The 20305-nt window shown below is 71.6% G+C and carries 21 protein-coding genes; 8 read left to right on the top strand and 13 right to left on the bottom strand.

Features of this window, described 5'->3' with window-relative positions; all coding sequences use genetic code 11:
- Positions 1-92: 92 nt before the first annotated feature.
- Entirely contained in the window at positions 93-1148 is a 1056-nt protein-coding gene (gene zapE / locus B1A86_RS05250; protein ID WP_078026255.1) for a cell division protein ZapE, read from the bottom strand.
- Between the two features lie 222 nt (positions 1149-1370).
- Here zapE and B1A86_RS05245 point away from each other — a divergent pair, with 222 nt between their 5' ends.
- Genes B1A86_RS05245 through B1A86_RS05235 form a run of 3 tightly spaced genes read left to right on the top strand, consistent with a single transcriptional unit; the run spans position 1371 to position 3286 of the window.
- Positions 1371-2264, top strand: a complete 894-nt coding sequence (locus tag B1A86_RS05245; protein ID WP_078026254.1) for a sulfurtransferase — start codon at positions 1371-1373, stop codon at positions 2262-2264.
- Between the two features lie 37 nt (positions 2265-2301).
- The gene (locus B1A86_RS05240) at positions 2302-2760 is read left to right on the top strand and encodes a SufE family protein (protein WP_020624761.1); all 459 of its coding nucleotides are present in this window, start codon (positions 2302-2304) and stop codon (positions 2758-2760) included.
- Positions 2761-2767: 7 nt separating this feature from the next.
- A complete protein-coding gene (locus B1A86_RS05235; RefSeq protein ID WP_020624762.1) occupies positions 2768-3286 on the top strand; it encodes an aminoacyl-tRNA deacylase in 519 nt (172 codons plus the stop codon).
- Between the two features lie 25 nt (positions 3287-3311).
- Here B1A86_RS05235 and pgsA read toward each other — a convergent pair whose 3' ends face one another.
- The 5 genes from pgsA to B1A86_RS05210 form a co-directional block, all read right to left on the bottom strand.
- Complete coding sequence (gene pgsA, locus B1A86_RS05230; protein WP_078026253.1) at positions 3312-3923, bottom strand: phosphatidylinositol phosphate synthase; 612 nt, start codon at positions 3921-3923, stop codon at positions 3312-3314.
- A complete protein-coding gene (locus B1A86_RS05225; RefSeq protein WP_078026252.1) occupies positions 3923-4603 on the bottom strand; it encodes an HIT domain-containing protein in 681 nt (226 codons plus the stop codon). The genes pgsA and B1A86_RS05225 overlap by 1 nt, the downstream gene beginning before the upstream one ends.
- The gene (gene thrS / locus B1A86_RS05220; protein ID WP_078026251.1) at positions 4600-6618 is read right to left on the bottom strand and encodes a threonine--tRNA ligase; all 2019 of its coding nucleotides are present in this window, start codon (positions 6616-6618) and stop codon (positions 4600-4602) included. The genes B1A86_RS05225 and thrS overlap by 4 nt, the downstream gene beginning before the upstream one ends.
- 109 nt (positions 6619-6727) lie before the next feature.
- On the bottom strand, positions 6728-10426 hold the full coding sequence (locus B1A86_RS05215; protein ID WP_138976796.1) for a DNA polymerase III subunit alpha: 3699 nt from the start codon (positions 10424-10426) through the stop codon (positions 6728-6730).
- Positions 10423-10749, bottom strand: coding sequence for a DUF6504 family protein (locus B1A86_RS05210; RefSeq protein ID WP_036338972.1), 327 nt, complete (start codon positions 10747-10749; stop codon positions 10423-10425). Before B1A86_RS05210 ends, B1A86_RS05215 begins: the two co-directional genes overlap by 4 nt.
- 475 nt (positions 10750-11224) lie before the next feature.
- Between B1A86_RS05210 and B1A86_RS05205 the strand changes: the two genes are divergently transcribed.
- Positions 11225-11950, top strand: coding sequence for a DUF6318 family protein (locus tag B1A86_RS05205; protein WP_078026250.1), 726 nt, complete (start codon positions 11225-11227; stop codon positions 11948-11950).
- A gap of 479 nt (positions 11951-12429) precedes the next feature.
- Entirely contained in the window at positions 12430-12900 is a 471-nt protein-coding gene (locus tag B1A86_RS05200; RefSeq protein ID WP_004167595.1) for a PKD domain-containing protein, read from the top strand.
- 68 nt (positions 12901-12968) lie between these two features.
- On the opposite strand, the gene B1A86_RS05195 is transcribed toward B1A86_RS05200, so the two are convergent.
- From B1A86_RS05195 to B1A86_RS05180, 4 genes are all read right to left on the bottom strand, one after another.
- Positions 12969-13214, bottom strand: a complete 246-nt coding sequence (locus B1A86_RS05195; RefSeq protein WP_036381645.1) for a hypothetical protein — start codon at positions 13212-13214, stop codon at positions 12969-12971.
- Entirely contained in the window at positions 13211-13555 is a 345-nt protein-coding gene (locus B1A86_RS05190) for a hypothetical protein (RefSeq protein WP_230297498.1), read from the bottom strand. Before B1A86_RS05190 ends, B1A86_RS05195 begins: the two co-directional genes overlap by 4 nt.
- 107 nt (positions 13556-13662) lie before the next feature.
- A complete protein-coding gene (locus B1A86_RS05185) occupies positions 13663-14514 on the bottom strand; it encodes an SOS response-associated peptidase (protein ID WP_078026249.1) in 852 nt (283 codons plus the stop codon).
- Position 14515: 1 nt separating this feature from the next.
- Positions 14516-14764 (bottom strand): hypothetical protein, encoded by a 249-nt coding sequence (locus B1A86_RS05180; RefSeq protein WP_036313195.1) that lies wholly within the window; start codon positions 14762-14764, stop codon positions 14516-14518.
- Positions 14765-14968: 204 nt separating this feature from the next.
- Here B1A86_RS05180 and B1A86_RS05175 point away from each other — a divergent pair, with 204 nt between their 5' ends.
- The 3 genes from B1A86_RS05175 to B1A86_RS05165 are packed head-to-tail and all read left to right on the top strand — an operon-like array spanning position 14969 to position 17369.
- On the top strand, positions 14969-16063 hold the full coding sequence (locus B1A86_RS05175; RefSeq protein ID WP_078026248.1) for an S-(hydroxymethyl)mycothiol dehydrogenase: 1095 nt from the start codon (positions 14969-14971) through the stop codon (positions 16061-16063).
- Positions 16063-16719, top strand: coding sequence for an MBL fold metallo-hydrolase (locus B1A86_RS05170; protein ID WP_036338953.1), 657 nt, complete (start codon positions 16063-16065; stop codon positions 16717-16719). The genes B1A86_RS05175 and B1A86_RS05170 overlap by 1 nt, the downstream gene beginning before the upstream one ends.
- A 32-nt stretch (positions 16720-16751) precedes the next feature.
- On the top strand, positions 16752-17369 hold the full coding sequence (locus B1A86_RS05165) for a uridine kinase (RefSeq protein WP_078026247.1): 618 nt from the start codon (positions 16752-16754) through the stop codon (positions 17367-17369).
- Positions 17370-17379: 10 nt separating this feature from the next.
- Here the strand turns inward: B1A86_RS05165 and B1A86_RS05160 are convergent.
- The 3 genes from B1A86_RS05160 to B1A86_RS05150 form a co-directional block, all read right to left on the bottom strand.
- A protein-coding gene (locus B1A86_RS05160; protein WP_145930913.1) for an IS3 family transposase occupies positions 17380-18530 on the bottom strand; the annotation gives its coding sequence in 2 pieces (ribosomal slippage) (positions 17380-18260 and positions 18260-18530; 1152 coding nt in all).
- Between the two features lie 120 nt (positions 18531-18650).
- A complete protein-coding gene (locus B1A86_RS05155) occupies positions 18651-19421 on the bottom strand; it encodes a lipoate--protein ligase (RefSeq protein WP_078026105.1) in 771 nt (256 codons plus the stop codon).
- Positions 19418-20284, bottom strand: a complete 867-nt coding sequence (locus tag B1A86_RS05150; RefSeq protein ID WP_078026104.1) for a thioesterase family protein — start codon at positions 20282-20284, stop codon at positions 19418-19420. The genes B1A86_RS05155 and B1A86_RS05150 overlap by 4 nt, the downstream gene beginning before the upstream one ends.
- Positions 20285-20305: the final 21 nt, after the last annotated feature.

The following is a 20305-nucleotide window of genomic DNA, read 5'->3' as shown; positions in this document are numbered from 1 at the left end:
CATCCGCCCGGGCGAGGCCCGCCTCGGCGACGAGGGGCCGGGCAGGACGTCACGTCACGTCCCGCCCGGCCCCGGGTGGCGACCAGGCCGGCTCACTTGTGCTCGGCGACGCCCGTCTGGCCCTCGCGCACGAGCGCCGTCATACGGGAGACCGTGCGGAAGTACTTCTTCATGTACCCGCCGTGCATCATCTCCTGCGTGAACAGGGCGTCGAAGGGCACACCGGAGGCGAGGACGGGCACGTCCTTGTCGTACAGGCGATCCGCGAACACCACGAAGCGCAGGGCCGTGGCCTGCTCCGTGATGGTGTGCACGTCGTGGAGGGCGAGCACGTCCACGTCCTTGACGAGCTCGCGGTAGCGGGAGGGATGCACGCGGGAGAGCATCGCGGTGAGGTCCGCGAAGTCGTCCACGGCGAGCACGCCCGCGTCGGGGAAGTTCTCCTGGGCGGTGGCCTCGACGGCGGCGTCGTCCAGCGGCGACGGGGCGGCGGAGAGGCCGCGGTGGCGGTAGTCCTCGCCGTCCACGCGGATGACCTCGAACTGGTCGGCCAGGACCTGGATCTCGCGCTTGAAGTCCTGCGCCGCGAAGCGCCCCTCGCCGAGCGAGCCCGGCAGGGTGTTGGAGGTCGCCACCAGGCGCACGCCGGCGTCGGCCAGCTCGCGCATGAGGCGGGACATCAGCACGGTGTCCCCCGGGTCGTCGAGCTCGAACTCGTCGATGCACACGAGGGTGTACTCCTTGAGCTCGTCCACCGCCTTGCGGAAGGACAGGGCGCCCACGAGGTTGGTGTACTCCACGAACGTGCCGAACGCCTTGGGTCCGGGGGCCGCGTGCCACGTCGAGGCCAGCAGGTGGGTCTTGCCTACACCGAAGCCGCCGTCGAGGTAGATGCCGGCCGGCCCTGCCGCCCGCTTCTTTCCGCCGAACAGGCCGCCGAGGAACCCGCCGCCCGAGCCGCCCCGGCCGAGGTCTGCCGCGAACCGGCGCAGCCGCTCCACGGCCTGTGCCTGCGTGGGGTGCGCGGGGTCCGGGATGTAGGTGTCGAAGGACACCGTGCCGAAGCGGTACGACGGGTGGAAGCCGGCCAGCAGCTGGTCCGGGGTGACCTGCGGCGAACGGTCGGCGAGGTGGACGATCTGAGCCACGGGACACTCCCAGGGTCGACGACGGGGATTCCGGGCCATGCTATCGGGCCGCGGACCCGACCCATGTGACCTCGCGTGTCCCGGACTGAGGGGCCCCTACCCTCTTAGGTGACACCGATGTGCCGTAATCTGGCGTGCAGGGCACGGACACGGAACCCGCCGTCGTCGTGCCGCCCGCCCCGGGCCCGTGCGGGCCCGCCCGACGCGAAGGAAGGCAGTGCCATGACCGATACCGCCGCGAAGTTCTCCGAGTACGCCCACCCCGAGAAGCTGGTGTCCACGCAGTGGGTCGCCGACCATGTCGGCGACGAGGACGTCGTGGTCCTCGAGTCCAACGAGGACGCTCTCCTCTACTCCACCGGCCACATCCCCGGCGCCCAGCGCGTCGACTGGCACACCGAGCTCAACGACCCCGTCACCCGCGACTTCGTCGGCCCCGAGGCCTTCGCCGAGTTCGCCGCCTCCAAGGGGATCTCCCGGGACACCACCGTGGTGTTCTACGGCGACAAGTCCAACTGGTGGGCCGCCTACGCCCTGTGGGTGTTCACCCTCTACGGCCATGAGGACCTGCGCCTGATGGACGGCGGCCGTGACAAGTGGATCGCGGAGGGACGCGAGACCACCCGCGAGGTCCCGACCGTGGCCCGCGCCGAGTACCCGGTGATCGAGCGCGACGACCACACCGAGCGCGCCGCCCGCGAGGACGTCCTGCAGGCCATCGGGACCACCCCGCTGATCGACGTCCGCTCCCGTCCCGAGTACACGGGCGAGACCACGCACATGGCCGGCTACCCGCAGGAGGGCACCCTGCGCGGCGGCCACATCCCCACGGCGGCGTCCGTGCCGTGGGCGTCCGCGGCCAACGAGGACGGCACCTTCAAGTCCCGCGCCGAGCTGGAGCAGGTCTATCGCGCCGGCGCCGGGCTGCAGGAGGGCGACGACGTGATCGCCTACTGCCGCATCGGCGAGCGGTCCTCCCACACCTGGTTCGTGCTCAAGTACCTGCTCGGCCACGAGGACGTCCGCAACTACGACGGCTCCTGGACCGAGTGGGGCAACGCCGTGCGCCTGCCGATCGCCGTCGGCGAAGAGCCGGGCGAGGCCCCCGCGCGCTGAGCCCCCGGCACGGCGTGGATCACTAGACTGGGACACCATGACCGAGAACCACGCCGTGCCCGCCGCCCTGGCCGAGATCATCGACGACTTCGCCGGGGTGCCCGATCCCGAGAAGCTCGAGCTGCTGCTGGAGTTCTCGGACGAGCTGCCGGCGCTGCCGGAGCGCTACGACGGCCACGAGGCCGAGATGGAGCAGGTCGTGGAGTGTCAGACCCCGCTGTTCCTGGCCGTCGAACTCGAGGGTGAGCCCGGCCCGCAGGCCCCGGTCCGCCTCTTCATCACCGCTCCCCCGGAGGCGCCCACCACGCGCGGCTTCGCCTCCGTGCTCACCCAGGGCCTGGACGGGCTGAGCGCCCTCGAGGTCGTGGACGTGCCCGAGGACATCCCCACCCGCCTCGGCCTGGCCAAGGCCCTCACCCCCCTGCGCCTGCGCGGCATGTCCGCCATGCTCGGCCGCATCAAGCGCAACGTCCGCGAGCAGGCCGGGATCGCCTGAGTCCGCCGTGGGCCAGCGCAAGAAGGATCGCGGCGCCCGGCACGGGGCGGCCACGCCGGCCGTCGCCGCTCTCGAGGCCGCCGGGGTCCCGTACCGGCTGCACACCTTCGACGTGGCCCTCGACGCCGGCGGCGAGCGGTTCGGCGTCCAGGTCGCCCGGGCGCTCAGCGTGCCCGCCGACCGACTGTTCAAGACGCTGATGGTGGCGGACCCCGACGGTGCGCTCGCGGCGTGCGTGGTGCCCGTGTCCGGTCAGCTGGACCTGCGGGCCGCCGCCGCGGTGCTGGGCGTCAAGCGGCTCGCCCTGGCCGATCTGGCCGTCGTCGAACGCCGGACCGGCTACGTGCGGGGTGGCGTCTCGCCCCTGGGCCAGCGCCGGCCCCACCCCGTCGTCCTGGACTCCTCCGCTCTCGACGCGGAGCTCATGTACGTCTCCGGCGGGCAACGCGGCCTGGATGTGGAGATCGCGCCCGCCGACCTCGTGCGGGTGACGGGCGCCGTCGTCGCGGAGATCGCGGCGGGCTGACGGGCGGGTCCTGCGGCCGGGCCGGTCAGGCGTCGTCGCGCGCCTGGCGGCGCACCGCGGCCATGCGCTGGCCGACGGTGACCAGGGACGCGGCGGCGAGCAGCCCCAAGGTGACGGCCAGGACGACCGGGGGCAGACCGAGGCCGGTGAGGCCGGCGACCACGAGGGCGGCCACGAGCCGTTCGGCGCGCTCGGCGATGCCCACGTGTGCGCTCCAGCCGAGGGCCTCCGCCTTGGCACGCACGTAGGAGACGAGCATGCCCAGGGCGAGGCAGGCCCCGGAGAGCGCGCCGACCGCGGGTGCGGCGCCGACGCCGAAGCCCCACAGGCACAGCCCGAGGAACACGGCCGCGTCCTGCACACGGTCCAGGGTGGAGTCGAGGAACGCGCCCCAGCGGCCGGTGGACCCGGCCTCGCGCGCCATGATCCCATCCACCAGGTCCGAGAACACGAACGCGGTGATGAAGAGCGTGCCCCAGAACAGGTGCCCCAGGGGGAAGAGCACGAGCGCGCCCAGGCTCACGCCGAGCGTGCCGACGACTGTCACGGTGTCCGGACTGACCCCGGCCCGCAGGAGCGTATGGGCCACCGGGGTGAACAGACGGGTGGTGAGGTCGCGCGCGTGACGGTCCAGCATCAGGCGGGGCCTCCGGCCCCCGGGCGAGGGTGCTCGCCCGCGGCACGGGCGTTGGCCGCCTGGCGCGCGGCGTGGTCCTGGGCGGCCCGGTCCCAGACGTCCGCGAGGATCTGACGGGTCTCCCCCAGGGTCTGCGACATGTTCTTGGTCCGGGCGATGATCGGCAGGAAGTTGCCGTCGCCGGTCCACCGCGGCACCACGTGCTGGTGCAGATGGGCCGCGATCCCGGCGCCGGCCACCGCCCCCTGGTTCATGCCGAGGTTGTAGCCGGACGCGCCGGCGGCCTGGCCGAGGGCGAGCATCGCCGTCTGGGTCAGCTCCGCCATCTCGGCGGCCTCCTCCGTGGTGGTGTCCGTGTACAGGGGCACGTGGCGGTAGGGGCAGACGAGCAGGTGACCGGGGTTGTACGGGTACAGGTTCAGCACCACGTAGGCGGTGCGGCCGCGGTGGACGATGAGGGAGTCCTCATCGTCGCGCTGCGGGGCCGCGCAGAACGGGCAGGTGTGCTCGTCCTTGACCTGGCCCGTCCCCTTGGACACGTACGCCATGCGGTGGGCGTTCCAGAACCGCTCGAAGGCGTCCGGGGCGCCGGGCAGCTCGAAGCCGTCCGTGGCGGCGGCGTCCGCCGACGCGCGGGCCTGCGCCCGCGCGTCGGATCCGCCGGTGCCGGGGCTGGTCATGGGGTGACCTCGCGCTCGCGCACCGCCTTCACAATGCGTTCGATCGCCTCCTCCACCGGCACGCCGTTGTCCTGGGTGCCGTCGCGGAAGCGGAAGGACACGGCGTTCGCCTCCCTGTCCTCGCCGCCGGCGATCAGCACGAACGGCGCCTTCTCCTTGGCCGCGGTGCGGATCTTCTTCGGGAAGCGGTCCGAGGAGTCGTCCAGGCGCGCCCGGATCCCCTCGGCGCGCAGCTTCGCGACGACGTCGTCCAGGTAGTCGTTGAATGCCTCGGCCACCGGGATGGCCACGACCTGCTCCGGGGCAAGCCAGGCCGGGAACGCGCCGGCGTAGTGCTCGGTGAGGACGCCCAGGAAGCGCTCGATGGAGCCGAAGAGGGCGCGGTGGATCATCACGGGGCGCTGACGGGTGCCGTCGGCGGCCTGGTACTCGAGGTCGAAGCGCTCGGGCAGGTTGAAGTCCAGCTGGATGGTGGACATCTGCCACGTGCGGCCGATGGCGTCCCGGGCCTGGACCGAGATCTTCGGGCCGTAGAACGCGGCGCCGCCCGGATCCGGGACGAGCTGCAGACCGGAGGCCTCCGCGACCTCGGCGAGGGTGCGGGTGGCCTCCTCCCAGATCTCGTCGGAGCCGACGAACTTCTCCGGGTCCTTCGTGGAGAGCTCGAGGTAGAAGTCGTTGAGGCCGTAGTCCTTGAGCAGGTCGAGGACGAAGTTGAGCGTGGTGGTCAGCTCCTCCTTCATCTGCTCGCGGGTGCAGTAGATGTGGGCGTCGTCCTGGGTCATGCCGCGCACGCGCGTGAGCCCGTGCACCACGCCGGACTTCTCGTACCGGTACACGGAGCCGAACTCGAACAGCCGCAGCGGCAGCTCACGGTAGGACCGGCCGCGGGAGCGGTAGATCAGGTTGTGCATGGGGCAGTTCATCGGCTTGAGGTAGTAGTTCTGCCCCTGGCGGGTGATCTCGCCGGTCTCGGGATCACGGACCTCGTCGATGTGCATGGGCGGGAACATGCCGTCCGCGTACCAGTCGAGGTGGCCGGACACCTCGTAGAGGTGCTGCTTGGTGATGTGCGGGGTGTAGACGAACTCGTAGCCGGCCTCGGTGTGGCGCCGACGGGAGTAGTCCTCCATCTCCTTGCGGATGATGCCGCCGCGCGGGTGGAACACGGGCAGGCCGGAGCCGAGCTCGTCCGGGAAGGAGAACAGGTCCAGCTCGGCGCCGAGCTTGCGGTGGTCGCGGCGCTCGGCCTCGGCGAGACGCTCCTGGTAGGCCTTGAGGTCGTCCTTGCTGGCCCAGGCGGTGCCGTAGATGCGCTGCAGCTGCTTGTTCTTCTCATTGCCGAGCCAGTAGGCGGCGGCGGAGCGGGTGAGCGCGAAGCCGTTGCCGATGAGCTTGGTGGAGGGCAGGTGCGGGCCGCGGCAGAGGTCGCACCACACGGCGTCGCCGGTCTTGCGGTCCACGTTGTCGTAGATGGTGATCTCCCCGGCCCCGACCTCCACGGAGGCGCCCTCGCCGGCGGTGTCCGCGGCGTCCTTCTTGCCGAGCAGCTCGAGCTTGTAGGGCTCCTCCGCCATCTCGGCGCGGGCGGTCTCCTCGTCCACGACGCGGCGGCGGAAGGTCTGGCCGGACTTCACGATCTTCTGCATGAGCGAGGAGATCTGCTTGAGGTCCTCGGGGGTGAAGGGCTCGTCGACGTCGAAGTCGAAGTAGAAGCCGTCCGTGATGTACGGGCCGATGCCGAGCTTGGCGCCCGGGCGCAGCTGCTGCACGGCCTGGGCCATCACGTGGGCGGTGGAGTGCCGCAGCACCTCGAGTCCCTCGGGCTCCGTGATGTCCACCGACTCGACGGATGCGCCGGCGGGGATCTCGCGGGCCAGGTCCCAGAGCAGGCCGTCCACCCGCATCACGGCGGTGGTCGGCTTCTCGCGGAAGAGGTCGAGGCCGGTGGTGCCGTGCGTCACCTCCCGCAGCTCTCCGTCCACGGTCAGCAGGATGTTCTTCGGCTCCGACACGGTGCTCCTTCGAGGTCTGGCTTCGGGATCGGTGGCGTACGGGGGCCACCGTCGGCCGCGTCCCATTCTAGGGGCGCGGCCGGACGGCGGGGCACGGAGGCGGACGGTCTCATCTGTCCGGGGTGGGCAGCAGCTCCCACGTCTCCGGGTGGGGCACCGGGATCGGGGTGTGCTCCGGCGCGGGCCGATCGGGTGCCGTGCGGCCGGGGCGGGCCCCGCCGGCCGGTCCGACGTCGGTGCGCACCTTCACGGGCCAGCCGCCCGTGCCGTGGTGCGGGATGTCCGGCAGGGGCTGCGCCCCGGTGCCCGCCCGGCTGCTGCGGCGCGCGGCGGCGGCTCGGCGGTCCGCCGCGAGCCAGTCCCGCCACTGCTGCCGGGTGGCGTCCAGGTAGTCGGGGTCCGGGAGCGTCTCGGGCCGGTGCAGGTCCCAGGCGCGCACGGCCTGGACGGACACGGCCCGGTCGCCGGTGCGCCGGACGGTGCCCTCGATCAGCAGGAGGCGGGCGGAGAAGAGCATCTCTCCCGAGGCGTGCTGGGCCTCCGTGAAGAAGGAGGCGTCCACGCAGCCGGTGCCGTCGTCCACGGAGAGGAACACCACCCGCTTGCCACTGCGCATGGGCGGGGTCTGGGTGGCCACGCGCACCCCTGCCACGAGCACCCGGGACTGCGTGCGCAGCCCGAGCAGGTCCTTCGCCCGGGTGACGCCGAGCGCGTCCAGGTACGGGGCGTGGGAGTCCATGAGGTGGGCGGTGACGTCCAGGGCGGTGAGCTCCAGCTCGGTGCGGACCCGGGCGGCCGGGCCCGGGTCCGGGAAGAGCGGGGCGAGGGCGGTGAGCTCGGTGTCCGGCAGGTCCAGGGCCAGCTGGCCCTCCACCTGCCGTGGACGGGCGGACCGCGAGCGCGGGGCGGTGCGGCCGGGGGCGGTGCCGCGGGTGGTGGAGTGCTGGAGTTCGAGGTGGTGGACGAGGTCGGTGCGGGAGGCGCCGCCGGGTGGGAGGAGGCAGTCGAGGGCGCCGAGCTGGGCGAGGCGTTCGAGGTTGCGGGCGGTGGGGCGGGCGCGGTCGCGGACGTCGGCGAGGGAGCGGTAGGGGCGGCCGGCGTCGAGGCGGTCGGTCTCGGCTTCGCTGAGTCCGGAGAGGCTGGTGAGGGGCAGGCGGATGCCCCAGCGGCCGGGGGCGCCGTCGTCGATCTCGGGGTGGGCGGGGACCCACTCGACGTGGACGTGGCGGGAGGAGGCGTTGACGTCCACGGGGAGGACGGGGATGCCCATGCGGCGGGCCTCGGCGACCATGAGGCGGGCGGGGTACATGCCGGGGTCGTGTTCGAGGATGGCGGCCATGAAGGCGGCGGGGTGGTGGGTCTTGAGCCAGGCGGAGTGGTAGGTGGGGACGGCGAAGGCGGCGCCGTGGGCCTTGCAGAAGCCGAAGGAGCCGAAGGCGGAGAGGGTGGCCCAGACCTCGTCGATGACGTCGAGGGAGTAGCCGCGGGCGAGGGCGCCGGTGCGGAAGGCCTCTTCGACGAGGTGTTCCTGCGGGCCGCCGAGGAGGCGGCGGTGCTCGTCGGCGCGGGCCAGTCCGCAGCCGGTCATGACGTCCATGGTGCGCAGGACCTGTTCGTGGAAGACGGTGACCCCGTGGGTCTCGGCGAGGACGGGCCGCAGGTCGGGGTGCGGGTAGTGGGCGGGTGCCCAGCCGTGCCGCTGTTCAAGGAAGGGTCGGACCATGTCGGACTGCATGGGGCCGGGGCGGAAGAGGGAGATGTCCACGGTGAGGTCGTTGAACTCGCGGGGGGCGAGTTTGCCGACGAGTTCGCGCTGGCCCGGGGACTCGATCTGGAAGCAGCCGAGGGTGTGGGTGGTGCGGATCATCGCGTAGGTGGCGGGGTCGTCGAGGGGCACCTGTTCGAGGTCGATGCGCTCGCCCGTGGTGCGTTCGACCTCGGCGATCGTGTAGGCGATGGCGGACTGCATGCGCACGCCGAGGATGTCGAGCTTGAGGAAGCCCATGGGGTCCATGTCGTGCTTGTCGAACTGGCTCATGGGCAGGCCCATGCCGGAGGGCTGGACGGGGGTGCGGTGCAGCAGGGTGGCGTCGCCGAGGATGACGCCGCAGGGGTGCATGGAGATGTGGCGGGGCAGGCGGTCGAGGCGTTCGGTGAGGTCGACGAGCAGGTCCAGCTGGCGGTCGCCCTCGGCGCGGCCGGACTCGATGCGGCGGGAGAGGCCGCCGAGTTCGGGCATGCGCTGGAGTGCCTCGCGGAAGTTCGAGGCGGAGAAGCGCCAGAGCTGCTTGGCGATGGCGTCCACCTCGGGTTCGGGCATGCCGAGGGCGAGGCCGGCGTCGCGGACGGCGCCGCGGGCCCGGTAGGCGTTCTGCATGCTCATGAGGGTGGTGCGCTCGGCGCCGAAGCGCTCGACGACGGCGTGGTAGATCTCGTGGCGGCGGGCGGACTCCACGTCGATGTCGATGTCCGGGAGGGTGGAGCGGTCGGTGGAGAGGAAGCGCTCCATGATCAGGCCGTTGGCCATGGGGTCGACATGGGAGATGCGCAGGGCGTGGTTGACGAGGGAGGAGGCGCCGGAGCCGCGGGCGGCCACGCGGATGCCCATGCCCTCGATGAGGTCGACGACGGCGGCCACGGTGAGGAAGTAGGAGGAGAAGCCGAGTCGGGTGATGATGCCGAGCTCGTGCTCGGCGCGGTCCTGCAGGTCTCGGGCCGCCTGGCTGGTGCCGGGGAGGCCTCCCCCGGTGTGGAGGTGGGGGTAGCGGGCGAGGAGGCCGGTGCGGGTGCGCTCGCGCAGCACGTGCTCCGGGGGGCCGTCGATGCCGATGACGGCGGCCTCGGGGACGCGGGGCACGCCCCAGCCGAGGTCGGTCTCGGGGTCGAGTGCGCAGGCCTCGGCGAGGCGGCGGGTGGCCTCGAGCAGGGGGGCGGGGCGGTCGTCGGCGGCGAAGGCGACCTCGTGGGCGATGCGGTGCATGGCGGCGGTGGACTTGAGCCAGCCCTGCCCGTTGGGTTGCAGGTCGTGGAGGGCGTCGAGGGAGCTGAGGGCACGGACGGCGTCGAGGACGTCCGCGGTGGCGGCACCGTCCGGGGCCGCGTAGCGCACGGCGTTGGTCAGGACGGCGGGGATGCGGGCCTGGCGGGCGGCGCGGAGGGTCTTCACGGCGTGCCCGGTGTCGAGGCGGCGGCCGGGGGCGGAGAGGTGGGTGACGACGTCGGCGTGGGGGCTGCCTGCGGGCAGGGCCGCCTTCCAGCGGTGCAGGGCGGCGAGGCCGGCCGCGTACCGGCGGCGGGCCAGGTGGCGGCCGACGTCCGAGTCCGGGCCGAGGAGGACGAACAGCTCGGGGGTGGACGGGTTGTCCCGGTTGGCGGCGGTGGGGACTCGGCCGGCCGCCGCGGCGGCGAGCTCGGCGACGCTGGCCCAGGGGCTGCCGCCTGCCGCTCCCCCGGTGGTGCGGGCGTGGGCGGCGGAGACGAGCTCGCACAGGGAGCGGTAGCCGGAGCCGTGGCAGCCTCCTCGGGCGAGCACGACCACGCGGCCGGCGTCCCCGTCCTCGCTCCACCGGACGGCCAGGTCCACGCCCACGATCGGGGTGATGCCGTGGCGCAGGCAGGCGCCCACGTGCTTGGCCATGCCGTAGAGCCCGTCCCGGTCGGTGCAGGCCAGCAGGTCCATGTCCGCGGCCGCGGCGGCGGCCACGAGGTCCTCGGGCCAGCTGACCCCATGGTGGGCGCTGAACGCGGAGGCGACGTGCAGGTGGGCGAAGGGTGCGGCGGTGCGTCCGGCCGCGGCGGCCTGGCTCATGCCGACCGCCTCAGGTCCTGGGCGTGCTCGTGGACGCGCACGAGCCGCCACCGGCCGGAGTCCAGGTGGTGGGCGACGTCGAGGGTCTGCAGGGGCGCGGCGCCGGCCCGGGCCAGGCGGACCTGCAGCCGCCACATCTCGTGGTCGACGAGACCGGCGCCGCGGCCCTTCTCCGCGCGGACCTCCTCCGCCCACCAGCGGCGCCGCTCGAACCAGCGCACGGGGCGCTCTGCGAGGACGTAGTCCCGCCCGTTCCAGCGCAGCCCCTGCGGGGTGCCGTCTGCCCCGCACTCCACCGCCACCGACTGTGTGAGGACTCCCATTCTGCTTCTCTCCCTGTGCACTGCTGACCGGACCGACGACGGGGTGCCGTCGGGCGATGGGAGCGCGGCCCGTCCGGCGGACCGGACGCGGGGAAGAAGTGGGAAGGTGGGGCCGCACCCCCGATCGTACTCGAACATGTGTTCGAATGCGATGAGTGCGAAGGTAGGGTGGCCGCCGGACACGTTAAGGACGCATCGCCCCGAGACGAGCGAGGCCGGGAACGCCCTTTTCGTGAGACCGGCTGGCCGAGTCCTGGCCGGGGACCTCGAATCCGACCCTGGAGCGCACATGCACGAGAAAATCGTCTCTTGGGCCGGAAGAAGTGCGTCGGCACGGCCCTGTGGACAATGCGAGCAGGACCACAATCCGTCTGCGTATACTCCGAACCAACCGGGCCTCGCATGCCACGGGCACCGCGCTGCGGGATCAGCGCGGGAGGCGCGGACACACGACGGACGTCCAGTTGGAGGGGAAATGTCTCTCACCGCACCCGGGCGCGCCCTGCGCCGCCACCGATTCGCCCAGGCCGGCACGCTCAGCGTGGCCTTGGCGCTCGCACTGACCGCCTGCGGCGGGCAGTCCGAGCCCGCCGAGTCGTCGACGACGTCACCCTCGTCCGCCAAGCCCGCCGTCGAGACGTCCGCGCCCGCGAGCACGAGCGAGACCGCAGGCGTCAGCTCATCCCCCACGGCCACGGAGAGCGGGTCCGGCGAATACGTGCCCGCGTCTGCCGACGGCCCCGCGCGGAGCGTGCCCAAGCCGGAGATGCCCGCCGACATGAAGGAAGAGACCAAGGAGGGCGCCGAGGCGGCGATTCGCTACTTCTGGGACGTGCACTACTATGCCGAGCAGACCGGAGACACGGAACTCCTCGACTCTCTCTACAGCGAGTATTGCGAGTTCTGCCAGTTCAGCTCGAACGACCTGCAAATGATCTACAAAGACGGGGGGTGGTACACCGGCACTGAGGTACAGATCGATTCGATTCTGACTCATCGATCCGAAACCGGGTATGTCTCGACACTCCTTGTCACTACGGGCACAGGAACGGGATACACCAAGGGCGGGGTTGTTCCCGAGAACGGAGATGTTGAAGCGGCCTCCAAGCAGCCTTGGATCGCGGAGGTCTCGTTTAACCCCGAATCTTCACACTGGATTGTTGATGAGATGTCATATGAAGGTTCGATCGGATCTAACTGATGGGGCGCACCTGGATTGTATTAGTGGCATTATTGATCAGCCTCCTATTCGTGCCTACCACTGCCGCCGCCACCCCTTCACACGCACGAGACATCGAGTCGTGCACTTCTTCGAAGAGCCACTACTCAATAAATAAAAAGGGCATTGCGGCGAATAAGAGATGCTCAGATAGACACTCAGCAACCTCGAGTTCAGTTGTTGCAACTGATTACTCAGCGACCGCCGCCCGCCCGGACCCACACCTAGAGCACAAAACGGTCAGTGCATGCTTCTCGGGGCAGCTGGGCAATCCGGATTTCGAGAGTTGTCGAGAGCAAGAGGCGAACTTCTGCCCCGAGGGTTCGTGGATCCGGGCGCAGACCGTAGACACTCGTCAGCCTGATGCTAATCCCGCCTATGGCGCCCCTAAATGTTGGACGGCCAAGGCCTCCAGCAACGGCGCCCCGCCCGTCTCCATCGACGAGGTCCGCACGCTCCTCGTGCTGGAGCCTGAGATCCGGTCGGACAATGGCGGACGCGGGATCCGCAATGCGGAGACCAACTTCTACGCAGACGCCGAGACACGCACGCTCGTCACCACCCTCAACGGGGTCGAGGTCGAACTCCGCGCCACGCCGGTGAGCTTCCACTGGGACTACGGGGACGGCTCCCCCACCAAGACCACCTCGGTCGCAGGCCAGAGCCAGCCGGAGTTCAACGTCCCCACCCCCACGAGCCACGTGTACGAGGACACCGGGCAGTACACGGTCCGCCTCACCACCGTCTACATCGGCGAATACCGGGAGGCCGGGGGCGAGTGGGTGCTCATCCCGGGCACCATCAGCCTCGACTCGGCCCCTGTCACCGCGAATATCTGGCGCACCATCACCCGCAATGTCGCCGATGACTGCAGCGTCGACTCCTCAGCCTGGGGCTGCACCGGCCCCATCGAATCCGCTCCGGCCGGCTGAGCACAGACCGCGGGGCGGCCGACGGTCTCCCGTCCACCGCCCCGCGGCCCCCTCGTCGGCCGGGTGTGTCAGACCCGGCGCACCCGCCCCCGGGCCATGAGCACGAGTCCCGCGCCGAGGGCCGCGAGCGCTCCGAGCGCGCCCGCCGGAACCTCACGCCCGGTCTCGACCGTGTCCGGGGTCGTGTGGGCGTCCTCCCCCGCCGGCACGTTCAGGGCCCGGGGCTTCTGCCCATCCGCGAGCGACTCCACGAGTGCGAAGACGTCGGACCGCTCCGCGTCCTGGGTGATAATGACGTCCTCACTCCTGGTCACCCCGTCCAGCGACCAGTCGCGAACGAGGCGGTCGTCGGTCGGGTATGTCGCGTCGGCGAGGTAGTGAAACCCGGTGAAAATTCCAACGCGGTGTCGCGCCAGAGGGTGCCCCAGCGCGGACCCCACGAGAGTTCCGCGACCGACGCGTCGTCGCCCTGGCGCTTGGACCACAATGGCAGCTCCACGCCCGGCTCGGCGTACTTCAGCGCGAGGACCCGCTCGGGGTAGTCCCCAAACACGGGGTCGGCCCGGCTGTGCTCGCCCCACGCGTAGACGAGCCCGGCAGAGGGGCCTCTGTTGCCCTCCGGAATGCCGGCGGTCTCGTCGTCGAGGGCGGCCACCGGGGTGCCGCCCACGGACAGGGTGAACAGGAGATGACCGTCTCCGGCCTCACCGCGGCACCGCGCTTCCGCGTCTCACGGGCAGGTCATCCCCGTCGCCCCGTCTCTCAGAGCAGCGTTCCCTGCTGCTCTCTCATCTCCTGGATCAGTTCTGGCCCGTTGTTCCGGACGTTCCCCACGGCGCTCCCCACGGGCCGCAGCGACCAGCCCGCCGCGACGTCGTACGCGCCGGCGCACACCTGGCCCACGAGGGCGTCGGCTTCTTCGGCAGACCCGAGCGTGTCCGGAGCGAGCCACCGGTCCATCGTCTCGGCATCCATGGGCACGGGCAGCCGGTCGTGCAGCTGGCCGAGCGCGGCGAGCACCGGATCGTCGTCGTCCGCGTCGGGCGCGGCCATGGTGAGGATCGTCGTCGAGAGGACCCAGGCGTCCTCCCCCGCGGCCTTGGCCTCGGGGTCCTGCCACCATTCGTACAGGCCGGCGAACCAGATGACCGGTCCCTCGCCGTCCCCGGCCCCGGCCGGGTGCACGTAGTAGGGCTGCTTCTTCGCGATCCGCCCGTCGGGACCCTTGGCACCAGGCTCCGGCGTCTTCCACTCGTAGTAGCCCTCCACCGGCACGGCGCAGCGGCGGGCGCGGACGGCGGCCCGGAACGTCGGCTTGGAGGCCACGGTCTCCGAGCGCGCGTTGAACGCACGGGACCCCACGGACAGCTCCTTCGCCCACGGCGGCACCAGGCCCCAGCGGGCCACGTGGATCCGCCGGGTCACCCCGGCACCGCCGTCGCCCCCACGGGTGCCTCCGGCGCCGACGTCGTCCGCGTGCGCCACGAGGATCGGCACCTCGGCTGTCGGCGCCACGTTCCAGCTCTGGCGCAGCACCAGGTCCTCATTCGCCTCGGCATCGCCCAGGGCCACCAGGTCGCTCGTGGCGCGGGCCATCACGTAGCGGCCGCACACGTCAGCGGTCCCTCCCGTCCCGGCCGCGCTCGACATACATCCACGCGATGCCGAGGGCGAAGCCCATCATCGCGCAGCCGATCACGGTGCCCCAGGGCCTCTCGGTGCCCAGTCCGAACACCACGCCCAGCCCGACGCCGATCAGCAGCCCCACCAGTGGGATGCGCCACTGAGCGAGCGTGCCGGCACCGGCCGGAGCCCCGGCTGGAGCCTCGTGGGCCTCGTCCTCGTCTCTGCCATGTCGTGCCACGGTTCGCCCCTCCGTTCACATCGATGTTGCGGCTCAGGTTGCAGTCTCCCCCGGCCACTGCGGTGACGCCACACACCAGGCCCCCGGCTGCTCACCGATGCGTCGCACAGGGTCCTGTGATGGGATGGGCAGAACGAGCCCGCACGCCGCGCCGCCCCACGCATGCGCGGCGTCGGGCAGAACCCCACCACCAGGAGGAACAACGTGTCCCAGAAGGTCCGCGGCGTCGTCGCCATGGCGAAGGACGCCCCCGTCACCGTCGAGACCATCGTCATCCCCGATCCGGGACCCGGCGAGGCCGTCGTCGACATCAAGACCTGCGGCGTCTGCCACACGGATCTGCACTACCAGCAGGGCGGGATCGGGGACGAGTACCCGTACCTGCTCGGCCACGAGGCCACGGGTGTGGTCTCCGCGATCGGCGAGGGCGTCGACCACGTCAAGGTCGGCGACACCGTGATCCTCAACTGGCGCGCCGTGTGCGGCGAGTGCCGCGCGTGCCGGAAGGGCGAGCCGAAGTACTGCTTCAACACCCACAACGCGACCCAGAAGATGACCCTCGAGGACGGCACGGAGCTGTCCCCGGCCCTGGGCATCGGGGCGTTCGCGGACAAGACGCTCGTCCACGCCAAGCAGTGCACCCAGGTCGACGGCGTCGACACTCCCAAGGAACAGGCCGCGGTCGGCCTGCTCGGCTGCGGGATCATGGCCGGCATCGGCGCGGCCATCAACACCGGCGAGGTCAAGCTCGGCGAGTCCGTGGCCGTGATCGGCTGCGGCGGCGTCGGCGTGGCCGCGATCGCCGGGGCGAAGCTCGCCGGCGCCACCACGATCATCGCGGTGGACATCGACGCCAAGAAGCTCGCGAAGGCCGAGGAGCTCGGCGCCACCCACACCGTGAACTCGAAGGACGAGGACCCCGTGGAGGCCATCCGCGCGGCGACCGGCGGCTTCGGCGCCGACGTGGTCATCGAGGCGGTCGGCCGCCCGGAGACCTACGAGCAGGCGTTCTACGCCCGGGACCTGGCCGGCCGCGTCGTCCTGGTGGGCGTGCCCACCCCCGGCATGGAGCTGAAGCTGCCCCTGCTGGAGGTCTTCGGCCGCGGCGGCGCGCTGAAGTCCTCGTGGTACGGCGACTGCCTGCCGGAGCGCGACTTCCCGATGCTCGTGGACCAGTACCGCCTGGGCCGCCTGCCGCTGGACGAGTTCGTCACGGAGACCATCGCCCTGGACGAGGTGAACGAGGCCTTCGAGACGATGAAGTCCGGCGACGTCCTGCGCTCGGTGGTGGTGCTCTGATGGCGCGCATCGATCACCTGGTCACCTCCGGCACGTTCTCCCTGGACGGGGAGACGTTCGACGTGGACAACAACGTGTGGATCGTCGGCGGCGCGGAGCAGTGCGTCGTCATCGACCCGGCCCATGATGCCTCGGCCGTCTGGAAGAAGGTGAACGGCCGCCAGGTGCTGGCCATCGTCCTCACCCACGGCCACGACGACCACATCCGCCAGGTCCAGGAGTTCCGCCAGATGGTGGACGCCCCCGCGCTGCTCCACCCCGCCGACCGCATGCTCTGGGACGACGTCTTCCCCGACGAGGAGCCCGATGGCGCGCTCGCCGAGGGCGACGTCCTGCGCGTGGCCGGCGTCGAGCTGCGGGTGCTGCACACCCCCGGTCACTCCCCCGGCTCGGTCTGCCTGTACGCCCCCGCCCTGGGCGAGGCCGGCGACGACGGCGCCCCGACCGGCGTCGTGTTCTCCGGCGACACCCTGTTCCAGGGCGGGCCCGGCGCCACCGGCCGCTCGTACTCGGACTTCGACACGATCATCGAGTCCATCCGCGAGCGCCTGCTCTCGCTGCCGGAGGCCACCGTGGTCCACACCGGCCACGGCGACTCCACCACGATCGGCACGGAGAAGCCGCACCTGCAGGAGTGGATCGACCGCGGCCACTGAGGACGCGCCGAGGTGGGGAAGAATGGTCCCCCGTGACCATCCTCCCCGCCTCGCCCCCTCCCTCCGTGATCCTGCTCGGCGGGGCGTCGGGCTCCGGCAAGTCCTACCTGGCCCGGCAGCACGGCCGACCCCACCTCTCGCTCGATGCGTTCTACCGTCCGCAGTCCGACGACGGCGCCGCGGGTGGGCCCGGCCCCGTGTTCCCGCGCACCCCGTACGGCGAGATCGACTGGGACCACCCCGGAACATGGGATGAGCAGGCGGCCGTGGACGCCGTCGTCGAGCTGCTCGAGGAGGGCGCCACGCGCGTGCCCGACTACGACATCTCCACGTCCTCCGTCCGCGGGCACAGCACCGTCGCGCTCGAGCCGGACGGGGTGATCGTGGCGGAGGGCATCTTCGCCGAGCGCATGCCCGCCGCCCTGGACCGGGCCGAGGTCCACTACGCGGCCTGGTACATCGACCAGGCGCGGACCACGACGGCGGCCCGCCGGTTCGTGCGCGATGTCGCCGAACGCCGCAAGCCGGTGCCGTTCCTCGTGCAGCGGGGCTGGTCCCTGTACCGGACGGACGCGGCGCGCCGGGCGGCGGCCATGGCGGCCGGCTTCACCCCGCGACGCAAGCGGGAGATCATCGCGGATCTCACGTGAGCCGCCCCCTTCATTCGGTCCGGACGTTCTGTGAGTCGTCGGTTTCCATTTGATGGGTGCACTGCCGAGCGTACTCGGCTGGGGTTAGGTAGCCGAGCGAGGAGTGCCGGCGGTGGTGGTTGTACTCGTCCTTCCAGTCGCCGATGATGACCTGTGCGTGCAGCAGCGAGTAGAAGCTGTTGATGTTGAGGCACTCGTCGCGGATCCGGCTGTTGAACGACTCGACGTACCCGTTGCGCCACGGCGAGCCCGGAGGGATGTAGGACAGGCCGGTGCGGGTGCCGGCCCAGTCGGCCATCGCCTCGCTGATGAACTCCGGCCCGTTGTCCGACCTGAGCACCGCCGGGGCGCCCCGGGCGGCGACGAGGTCCTCGAGGTGGGCGGTGAGTCGGTCGGCGGTAATCGAGCGCTCCACGAGCCCGCCGATGCACTCCCGGGTGTGTTCGTCGACGATCGAGCAGATCTTGATCGGTCGTCCGTGCTCGTCGGCGTCGAACTGGAAGTCCACCGCCCACACCACGTTCGGCGCGTCCGCCGTCGGCGCGTCGACGGTCGAGGACCCGACGCGCTTGCGTCGACGCCGCTGCGGGACCCGGAGCCCTTCGTCACGCCACAGGCGTTGGATCTTCTTGTGGTTCACCACCCACCCCTCGGCGCGGGCGTCGTGATACGCCCGCCGATACCCGTAGCGGGGATGGTCCTTCGCCCAGGCGCGCAGCCACTCCCTGAGCGCCCGATCCGGGTCCGCGACCGTGTCGCCCTTGAGCGGTCGCCGGTACGCGGAGCGGCTCAGCCCGACCAGACGGCACGCCATCCGTTCGCTCACCCGCAACTTGCGCTTGAGGTGATCGACGGCGGCGCGGCGCCTGTCCGGGCTTAGAAGTTTCCCTCAGCCAGCTCCTTGAGCGCGGCCTTCTCCAGCTCCGCTTCCGCGAGCAGACGCTTCAGGGTCGCGTTCTGCTTCTCCAGCTCCTTCAGGCGCTTTGCGTCCTCGGCCTTGAGGCCGCCGTACTGGTTCCGCCACCGGTAGTACGTCTGCTCGGACACCCCGAGCTCCCGGCACACCGCCGCGACGTCCTGACCATCGGCGAGCATCCTGTCGGCCTGCCCGAGCTTACGGACGACCTGCTCGGGGGTGTGACGCTTCCTGCTGTTCGTCATGATCTGACCAGTCTCCCTGCCCGCGACCGCGGGCAACAGGACGACTCTCATAACGACTGGACCTACGAAACGGGGTCAGCCCACACGGCCTGACGGCCCGCCCGCAGCCAGTCCGTGCCCTCAGCCGGAGGTGCGCGCGCCGAGGACGGCGAGCTGCTCGGCCACGACCTCGATCCCGGCGGCGGCCGCCCACGCCGTGTACTCCTCCCGCAGGGCCGCGGCGAACGCGGGAACGCTCACCCCGGGACGCACGTCCTCGGCCGCGCCCGCCGTACGGGGATCCATGTCCAGACCGAGCTCCCGGTAGACGTCGACGAGCACGGCCCGCAGCGGAGCGGGGTCGGACACCACCACGTGGGTGGAGAACAGGAACGCCCCCTTCACCACGCGCTGCGCGGAGCCGGCCAGCTTCACCGGGTATGTCGGCGCAGGACCCTGCACGGAGAACTCGCCCGGGCAGTACTCCCCCGGAATCTCGCCCACGGAGGCGGGCACGTCCATGCGCGCGAACGCCCGCACGAACAGGTCGGCGAACTCCGCGAACCGGGCCTGCTGCGTGAGCGCCGCGTCCTCCTGCTGGCTCAGGTGGTCCACCACCAGGCAGCCGTGATGGTAGGCCGCCGCCCGCCCGCCGGCCCGGCGCACCGCCGGCGCGAAGCCGTGGGCCCGGGCCGCCGCAGCCGCGGCCGCGAAGCCGGGCAGCCGCGCGTCGCGCTGGCCGAACGCGACCGTCGGTTCGGGCACGTAGACGCGGATCAGATCGTCGAGGGCCCTTCCCTCGGCCGCGGCGGCGCGGAAGACGGCCAGCTCGCCCATGGCCCAGTCGAGGTCTTCGACGGCCCCGAGGGTCCGCTCCTGCACAGCCCAGCGCAGCCGGGGGGCTACGCTCACAGGCCGCCCTCGACCGGCCAGGAGCGCAGGGTGAGGGTCTGCTCGACGTGGGCGAAGGGGCCGTCGTCGTCGTGGAGGACGGTGCTGGTCAGGCCCACGCCGTCCGGGCCCACCGTGACCTGCCCCGCGAGGCCGAGCCAGTGGCCGGTGGGCTCGCGGTACAGGTGGATCTGCAGGTCCACGTTGGGGAAGAACCACCCGCCCGGCTTCGCCGGCAGGGCCGGGGCGATCCCGTTGGCTGCATCGGTGAGGCTGATCAGGCGCACCAGGTCGCTCGTGCTCTCCCCCGCCACCATCTCGCGGTCCGTGGTGAGCCACACCCGGCCGTGGCCCGGCCCGTGGCCGGGCAGGATGACGCCGTTGAGAGAGGCGATGTACCCGCCTCCCCATCCGTGGAGCGCGTTGTGCGACTGCGCCTGCGAGCGCGGCGGGAGGGGCTCGTCCGGCAGCTGGGCGACGGCGGAGGTGTCCGAGGTGGACAGCAGCCAGGCCCGCAGGGTCAGCACGGTGCGGCCCCGGGCGTGGAGCACGGACTCGACGAGCTCGATGGTCCGGCCCGGACGCAGGGTGCGCGTGACCACCTCGAGCTCGCCCGACCAGAGCGTGCCCAGGATGTCGTAGGAGAGCCGTCCCACCCGCAGCCCGGGAGTGGTCTCGTGCGCGGCCACCTCGTGCAGCAGCAGGCCCGAGACGGCGGCCATGTGCATCTCCTCTTCCCGCCATGCGCCCTGGGCGTGCACGGTGGAGCGCACGCGGGAGGTGCGGACGCCGTCGGCGTCCACGGTGGGCTCGCCGAGGCGCACGTAGAAGGCCAGGGGATCGTCGGCGACGGAGGTCGCGGGGGTGGAGGTGATGTCGGTCATGGGCCGAAGTCTGCCAGAACG

Origin of the sequence: Micrococcus sp. KBS0714 (assembly GCF_002008305.4) — a bacterium.
GTDB classification, from domain to species: Bacteria; Actinomycetota; Actinomycetes; order Actinomycetales; family Micrococcaceae; genus Micrococcus; species Micrococcus luteus.
This window is presented reverse-complemented; position numbering and strand designations above follow the sequence as displayed.

What these genes read in the sequence shown, in the direction of transcription:
- pgsA (WP_078026253.1), bottom strand. Translation starts at nt 3,923, where the DNA reads ATGCTGGACCGTCACGCGCGCGACCTCACCACCCGTCTGTTCACCCCG.
- B1A86_RS05225 (WP_078026252.1), bottom strand. Translation starts at nt 4,603, where the DNA reads ATGACCAGCCCCGGCACCGGCGGATCCGACGCGCGGGCGCAGGCCCGC.
- B1A86_RS05210 (WP_036338972.1), bottom strand. Translation starts at nt 10,749, where the DNA reads ATGGGAGTCCTCACACAGTCGGTGGCGGTGGAGTGCGGGGCAGACGGC.
- B1A86_RS05240 (WP_020624761.1), top strand. Translation starts at nt 2,302, where the DNA reads ATGACCGAGAACCACGCCGTGCCCGCCGCCCTGGCCGAGATCATCGAC.
- B1A86_RS05170 (WP_036338953.1), top strand. Translation starts at nt 16,063, where the DNA reads ATGGCGCGCATCGATCACCTGGTCACCTCCGGCACGTTCTCCCTGGAC.
- B1A86_RS05150 (WP_078026104.1), bottom strand. Translation starts at nt 20,284, where the DNA reads ATGACCGACATCACCTCCACCCCCGCGACCTCCGTCGCCGACGATCCC.
- B1A86_RS05245 (WP_078026254.1), top strand. Translation starts at nt 1,371, where the DNA reads ATGACCGATACCGCCGCGAAGTTCTCCGAGTACGCCCACCCCGAGAAG.
- B1A86_RS05205 (WP_078026250.1), top strand. Translation starts at nt 11,225, where the DNA reads ATGTCTCTCACCGCACCCGGGCGCGCCCTGCGCCGCCACCGATTCGCC.
- B1A86_RS05215 (WP_138976796.1), bottom strand. Translation starts at nt 10,426, where the DNA reads ATGAGCCAGGCCGCCGCGGCCGGACGCACCGCCGCACCCTTCGCCCAC.